Origin of the sequence: Solemya elarraichensis gill symbiont (assembly GCF_002021095.1) — a bacterium.
Classification (GTDB): domain Bacteria; phylum Pseudomonadota; class Gammaproteobacteria; order Chromatiales; family Chromatiaceae.
Map to the genome: position 1 here is coordinate 1 of NZ_MPRK01000109.1, position 6,015 is coordinate 6,015.

General features: G+C 51.2%; 6 protein-coding genes and 1 riboswitch. Of the genes, 2 read left to right on the forward strand and 4 right to left on the reverse strand.

Going from position 1 to position 6,015, the window contains the following annotated elements; genetic code table 11:
- Nucleotides 1–468: 468 nt before the first annotated feature.
- The 4 genes from BOW51_RS06650 to thiC form a co-directional block, all read right to left on the reverse strand.
- Nucleotides 469–885 carry a VOC family protein gene (locus tag BOW51_RS06650; RefSeq protein WP_078477010.1) on the reverse strand — a complete coding sequence of 139 codons (417 nt, stop codon included), beginning with the start codon at nt 883–885 and terminating at the stop codon, nt 469–471.
- Nucleotides 886–931: 46 nt separating this feature from the next.
- Nucleotides 932–1,279 carry a carboxymuconolactone decarboxylase family protein gene (locus tag BOW51_RS06655; RefSeq protein ID WP_078477011.1) on the reverse strand — a complete coding sequence of 116 codons (348 nt, stop codon included), beginning with the start codon at nt 1,277–1,279 and terminating at the stop codon, nt 932–934.
- A gap of 72 nt (nt 1,280–1,351) precedes the next feature.
- A complete protein-coding gene (locus BOW51_RS06660) occupies nt 1,352–2,104 on the reverse strand; it encodes an SDR family oxidoreductase (protein ID WP_078477012.1) in 753 nt (250 codons plus the stop codon).
- A 68-nt stretch (nt 2,105–2,172) separates the two neighbouring features.
- Nucleotides 2,173–4,065, reverse strand: a complete 1,893-nt coding sequence (gene thiC / locus BOW51_RS06665) for a phosphomethylpyrimidine synthase ThiC (RefSeq protein WP_078477013.1) — start codon at nt 4,063–4,065, stop codon at nt 2,173–2,175.
- Between the two features lie 40 nt (nt 4,066–4,105).
- A riboswitch (TPP riboswitch) is annotated at nt 4,106–4,205 on the reverse strand.
- A gap of 153 nt (nt 4,206–4,358) precedes the next feature.
- Between thiC and BOW51_RS06670 the strand changes: the two genes are divergently transcribed.
- Nucleotides 4,359–4,763, forward strand: a complete 405-nt coding sequence (locus BOW51_RS06670) for a MerR family transcriptional regulator (protein WP_167367258.1) — start codon at nt 4,359–4,361, stop codon at nt 4,761–4,763.
- 168 nt (nt 4,764–4,931) lie between these two features.
- Nucleotides 4,932–5,969 (forward strand): ArsJ-associated glyceraldehyde-3-phosphate dehydrogenase, encoded by a 1,038-nt coding sequence (locus tag BOW51_RS06675; RefSeq protein WP_078477015.1) that lies wholly within the window; start codon nt 4,932–4,934, stop codon nt 5,967–5,969.
- Nucleotides 5,970–6,015 lie beyond the last annotated feature (46 nt).

Here is a 6,015-nt window from a genome sequence, read left to right on the forward strand (position 1 = left end):
GGCGCTGGCGCACGTCAGAAAAACAGTCTCGCCTAGTGGCTACCGGGGACTACGCGCCTTCGATTCTCTCTCCTTGGCGCGCAGCGAAGGTGTATTTAGCCGTTACAAGATCTCTTAAATTACACGAGAAAGTGTCATTGTTTCTATGTATCCAGTCATGTTCTGATGCGTCCTTAATACAGCCATTTGCTATAGCCAATGAGACGCGCATGGATGAACATCCATTCTTTGGAATGAAACTGTATACGGCATTTTCGTCATAAACATTCAAAGCGTGACGTGCTGCAAAAAGGTGCTCAGCATTCTTTTTCAGATTACGATTACTCGACCTGCTATAGCGTAACAAGCGTGCCATATTTATTTCCTTACAACCTATTCGGCTCGTATAACCGGGACATTGTCAAAAAGAGTAACGCAGACTATGAATCAGCACTCGAATTAATGCACTCTAATGGCTGAACAGGCTCCTTAAACATCCTCATCTTTTGGCCCAATCCATGCGTACGGGTTGTAAGCCACCTCCCATAAATGCCCGTCCGGGTCAGCGAAATAACCACTGTAGCCACCCCAAAAGACAGCCCGGGGTTTCTTCACCAGGGTCGCACCAGCTTCCACTGCTTGCGCGACCACTTCGTCCACCTGTGCCTCCGACTCAACGTTATGAGCAAGCGTAAATGAATTAAAGCCACTACCTTTTGCAGAGACAGTCGCGTCCTCTGCCAATGCCTCGCGGCCGTATAATCCGAGCCATGTCCCATTCAGTGTAAAAAAGGCTACCTGCGGAGGGGACTCCATGCGAGGGAAACCCAGACCATCCTCATAGAACCTAATTGATGCTGTAAGATCGTGCACACCCAGTGTAATCATACTTATGCGAGGCTTCATTGGTCATTACTCTTCATTCAGTATTGAACTGACAATTGTGCATCGATCATGCACCAAAAACGACATCCATAACCTGCAAGGCAAAACGGGCAGATACGGTCGCAGGCCCTCCCCCCATTTCTATTCCAATCTCGACTGCTTCCAGCACTTCATCATAGGTTGCCCCGGCTGCTGCGGCCTGCTCAATATGCCACTGCATACAGGATTCACAATCAATTCGAACCGATATACCAATCGCAATCAGCTCCTTATTTTTCTTCGGCAAGGCACCATCTTTAAACGCTGCAGATTCCATCTCGACGAAAGCGCGGTAAGTTGCCGAACCCCTGTCAGTCAGCTTCTTGTGCGCCCATTGTCTTGTTCGCTTCATCTGCTCCAGATCTTTCTCAGACATTTCGACACCGATTAACTGTTACGTCATGCAAATGTATTCAACCAGCAACCCGTCGGCACTGTTTGTAATCTGTTACAGGCCACCCGTAAGATCAATGAAGGTACCGGTTGCATATGAAGAGTTATCAGACGCTAACCAGTAAATAGCCTCAGCAACCTCACCAGGCTGACCACCTCTCTGCATCGGTATTTTTTCTTTCAGCCTGTCGACACGGTTTGGCTCACCACCCGATGCATGCATATCAGTATAGATAAAACCGGGCCGGACACCGTTGCCTCGAATACCTTCTGCGGCAACCTCAAGTGATAAACCTCGGGTTAAGGTATCAACAGCACCCTTTGAAGCGGCATAATCAATATATTCATTCGGCGAACCGCTTCTGGCAGCACCGGAAGAGACATTGACTATTGTTCCACCTGTACCGTTATATTTTGCAGACATTCGTTTTACTGCTTCCTTACAACACAAAAAACAGCTCATGACGTTGGCCTTTAAAACGCGATCAAACCTCTCTTCGCTGATCTCGTCCAGGCGGCATTGAGTTTTCAGGATGGCTGCGTTATTTACAAGGACCGACAGGCAGCCCAGTTCCCGGTCCACGGTTTCAAACAGGCGCTTGACTTCACTTGCCACTGAAACATCAGCCTTTACTGTTATGCAATGGCCGCCATCTTGCAGGATTTCATCCTTGACACTCTCAGCTGCAACATCATTCGATACATCGTTAATGCAGACAGCATAACCTTTCCTTGCAAACAGCTTTGCCGTATCAGCTCCAATACCTCTGCTCGCTCCGGTGATTACTGCAATCTTATTGGAATTCATAGATCCATCCGTATTGCATGACGACGCCATCAAGAGGCAAGCGCACAGGGCGTGCGCTATGCCGCTTCTTACACCTCTTTGTAGATCTCGGCGCCCTGCTGCTTGAACTCCGTTGCCTTCTCTTTCATTCCTTCTTCGACCGCCACAGCAACGTCACCGATTTTCAGAGACTCTGCGTAGTCACGTACGTCCTGGGTAATTTTCATGGAGCAGAAGTGCGGGCCGCACATGGAGCAGAAATGCGCCACCTTGTGAGCCTGTGCCGGCATGGTTTCGTCGTGGTATTCACGTGCACGCTCTGGGTCAAGCGACAGGTTGAACTGATCCTCCCAGCGGAACTCGAAACGTGCCTTTGACAGCGCGTTGTCCCTGACTTGTGCACCCGGCAGGCCCTTGGCAACGTCAGCCGCGTGTGCCGCCAGTTTGTAGGCGATGATGCCGTCGCGTACATCATTCTTGTCGGGCAGGCCAAGATGCTCCTTGGGTGTCACGTAGCAGAGCATGGCGGTTCCATACCAGCCAATCTGGGCTGCACCGATTGCCGAGGTGATGTGATCGTAGCCGGGGGCGATATCAGTCGTCAGAGGGCCAAGCGTGTAGAAAGGCGCCTCGTGACAATCCTCCAACTCTTTCTCCATGTTCTCCTTGATCATCTGCATCGGCACATGACCAGGCCCTTCAATCATGACCTGCACATCGTGCTCCCAGGCAATTTTTGTCAGTTCACCAAGGGTTTCCAGTTCACCGTACTGGGCAGCATCATTGGCATCGGCCAGGCAGCCGGAACGCAATCCGTCACCCAGTGAGAAAGAGACGTCGTAGGCCTTCATGATCTCGCAGATCTCTTCGAAATGCGTATAGAGGAAATTCTCCTGGTGATGCGCAAGACACCACTTGGCCATGATGGAGCCACCACGCGAAACAATACCGGTCACTCTCTCAGCCGTCAGTGGTACATAGCGCAACAGCACACCCGCATGAATTGTGAAGTAATCAACGCCCTGTTCTGCCTGCTCGATCAATGTGTCGCGAAACATCTCCCAAGTGAGATCCTCGGACTTGCCGTTGACCTTTTCCAGCGCCTGGTAGATTGGCACTGTACCAATCGGCATCGGCGAGTTGCGCAGAATCCACTCGCGCGTCTCGTGGATATTCTTTCCGGTGGAAAGATCCATCAGTGTGTCGCCGCCCCATCGAGCCGACCACACCATTTTCTCGACTTCTTCCTCGATAGAAGAAGAGACCGCCGAATTACCGATGTTGGTGTTGATCTTAACGCGGAAGTTACGCCCAATAATCATCGGCTCAACTTCGGGATGGTTGATATTGGCAGGGATGATAGCGCGCCCCGAAGCAATCTCATCGCGCACGAATTCAGGAGTAATGCTATCCGGCAGGTTGGCGCCGAAATTCTCTCCCGGATGCTGTTTCAGCAGTGCCTTGTAATCCGGGTTGGTACGCAATTCATCCAGCCGCTGGTTCTCGCGGATTGCGACGTACTCCATTTCAGGTGTAATGATTCCCTCGCGCGCATAGTGCATCTGGGTGACGCATTTACCCGCCCTGGCACGGCGTGGAGCACGGATATGCTCGAAACGCAGTTTATCCAGTTCAGGATCGTTATAACGCTCGGTGCCATACTCGGAGCTTGGGCCTTCGAGTTGCTCGGTATCATCGCGCTCATTGATCCATGAGGCTCGCAGGTCAGACAATCCTTTCAGGAGATCAATTGAAACAGAGGGATCAGAATAGGGGCCCGAGGTGTCGTAGACATAGATAGGCGGATTTGGCTCATTGGCACCGTTGGTGGTGGTCGGCGTCTGTGACACTTCACGCATCGGCACGCGGATATCAGGACGTGAACCCTCGACGTAGATTTTGCGTGAATTGGCGAACGGGCGCGTCACTTCGTCTGACAGGGCCGTGGTCTTTTTGATGAATTCTTCGGGTATGGCGCTCATAACTCTTCTCTCCGTGTGGCAAAATGAAGGAGACAATGGGCTATGAGCCTGTCAGCCTTCCCTACGCCAGCATGAACTGGATCAGGTTCCAAGGGACTCTCTCAGCCTCTCCACAAGGAGAAACACCCCCGGCTTTTCAATGAAATTTAGTATAGCAATGATCTGATAAAGAAGCATTGCCCTTTTCGCAAGAATCAGGCTATACTTTGAATGGTATGGAGCAAGGGTTGCTCCTCCGCAGGCTGCTTTCAGTGGCTTGCATGCAATTTGCAACTATTTACAAGGAGAGAATTATGCGAATTGGTCAGCTTGGAAAAGAGACAAACATTCCCGTTGAAACCCTGCGATTCTGGGAACGCCAGGGACTTCTGACACCTGCTCGCAGCGGGCCGGGAAAATACCGAAACTACAGCGATGAAGATGTTCAACGCATCAGGTTTATCCTGAATGCCAAATCTGTCGGCTTTACCCTTTCTGAAATCTCGCAACTGCTACAGATGAAACGTCCTGAAGCCAGTCACACGGCTGACGATATTCTGCAATTTGCCAAGACGAAGCTGAATGCAATCCAGTCAAAATTGTCGGAACTGGGCACAATGCAGAACAACCTGTCACGCCTCATTGAAGAGTGCAGCTATAGCTCGGGCAGTACTGATTCCTGCACCGTATTCGATAAACTGGATGACGGCATCGGTTAAGGCCTCACAACTCGCTAACTGTAAATCCCCGCTATTGCGGGGATTTTTATTTCTCCCGGACACATGCGAGAGTGCAATTTCAATCGGCAAAAAAGTCATCTCTCTGTAACAATTGCGGAGTACACTCTCGCGGCTTAACATAAAGAGCTGAAATCAGAGAAAGAAACAATGGCCGTCAAAGTTGCCATCAATGGGTTCGGACGCATGGGAAAACTGGCATTTCGTGCCGGCTGGCGTCACGATGAATACCGCCTCGTACATATTAACGAGATCAAGGGCGATGCAGCCTGCCATGCCCACCTTCTGGAATTCGATTCAGTACAGGGCCACTGGAAACACGATATCGCCTCCAGGGAGAATAAACTCCTGCTTGATGGCCGCAAGGTACGCTTTACCTCGGAAGCCAATCCGGCTGATGTCGACTGGCAGAAGAAAGATGTCGATATCGTTATTGACTGCACCGGCAAGCACAAGACAGCTGAGAGCCTCAAGCCTTACTTCGACCAAGGCGTCAAGAAGGTAATCATCTCCGCACCCTGCCCTGCACCGGCGCGTAACATCGTCTATGGCGTGAACCACGACACCTACAACGCCGAAACAGACTCCATAATTACCGCCGCCTCATGCACCACCAACTGCCTGGCACCCGTGGTCAAGGTAATGAAAGAGAAACTCGGAATTGCGCATGCCAGCATGACGACGATTCACAATATCACCAACACACAGACCATTGTCGACAAGGGCCACAAGGATTTGCGCCGTGCACGTGCCTGTGGAATGTCACTAATCCCAACTTCGACCGGTTCAGCCAAGGCAATTACACAGATATTTCCGGACCTTGAAGGCAAGATCAATGGCATCGCGGTACGCGTACCACTGACCAATGCATCGATCACGGATTGTGTTTTCGAGGTCGAGCGCTCCACCTCGGCAGACGAGGTCAACCAGCTGATGCAGAATGCCGCTGAAAATGAACTGAAAGGAATTCTCGGCTACGAGGAACGCCCGCTGGTCTCTATCGACTACCAGGGTGATCCGCGCTCATCGATTATTGATGCCGCCTCCACCATGGTCATCGACGGCACACAGGTCAAGTTGCTTGCCTGGTACGACAACGAGTGGGGCTACGTTAACCGCATGATGAACATCACGCAGATGGTTGCAGAATCCATCCGCCCAAAAGATGACAAGCCAAAACGTCACTGAACACGGTCTGCGTGACTACCTAACGGTCACCGGGGGGTACTGGGCT

What these genes read in the sequence shown, in the direction of transcription:
- thiC (WP_078477013.1), bottom strand. Translation starts at nt 4,065, where the DNA reads ATGAGCGCCATACCCGAAGAATTCATCAAAAAGACCACGGCCCTGTCA.
- BOW51_RS06655 (WP_078477011.1), bottom strand. Translation starts at nt 1,279, where the DNA reads ATGTCTGAGAAAGATCTGGAGCAGATGAAGCGAACAAGACAATGGGCG.
- BOW51_RS06650 (WP_078477010.1), bottom strand. Translation starts at nt 885, where the DNA reads ATGAAGCCTCGCATAAGTATGATTACACTGGGTGTGCACGATCTTACA.
- BOW51_RS06675 (WP_078477015.1), top strand. Translation starts at nt 4,932, where the DNA reads ATGGCCGTCAAAGTTGCCATCAATGGGTTCGGACGCATGGGAAAACTG.
- BOW51_RS06670 (WP_167367258.1), top strand. Translation starts at nt 4,359, where the DNA reads ATGCGAATTGGTCAGCTTGGAAAAGAGACAAACATTCCCGTTGAAACC.
- BOW51_RS06660 (WP_078477012.1), bottom strand. Translation starts at nt 2,104, where the DNA reads ATGAATTCCAATAAGATTGCAGTAATCACCGGAGCGAGCAGAGGTATT.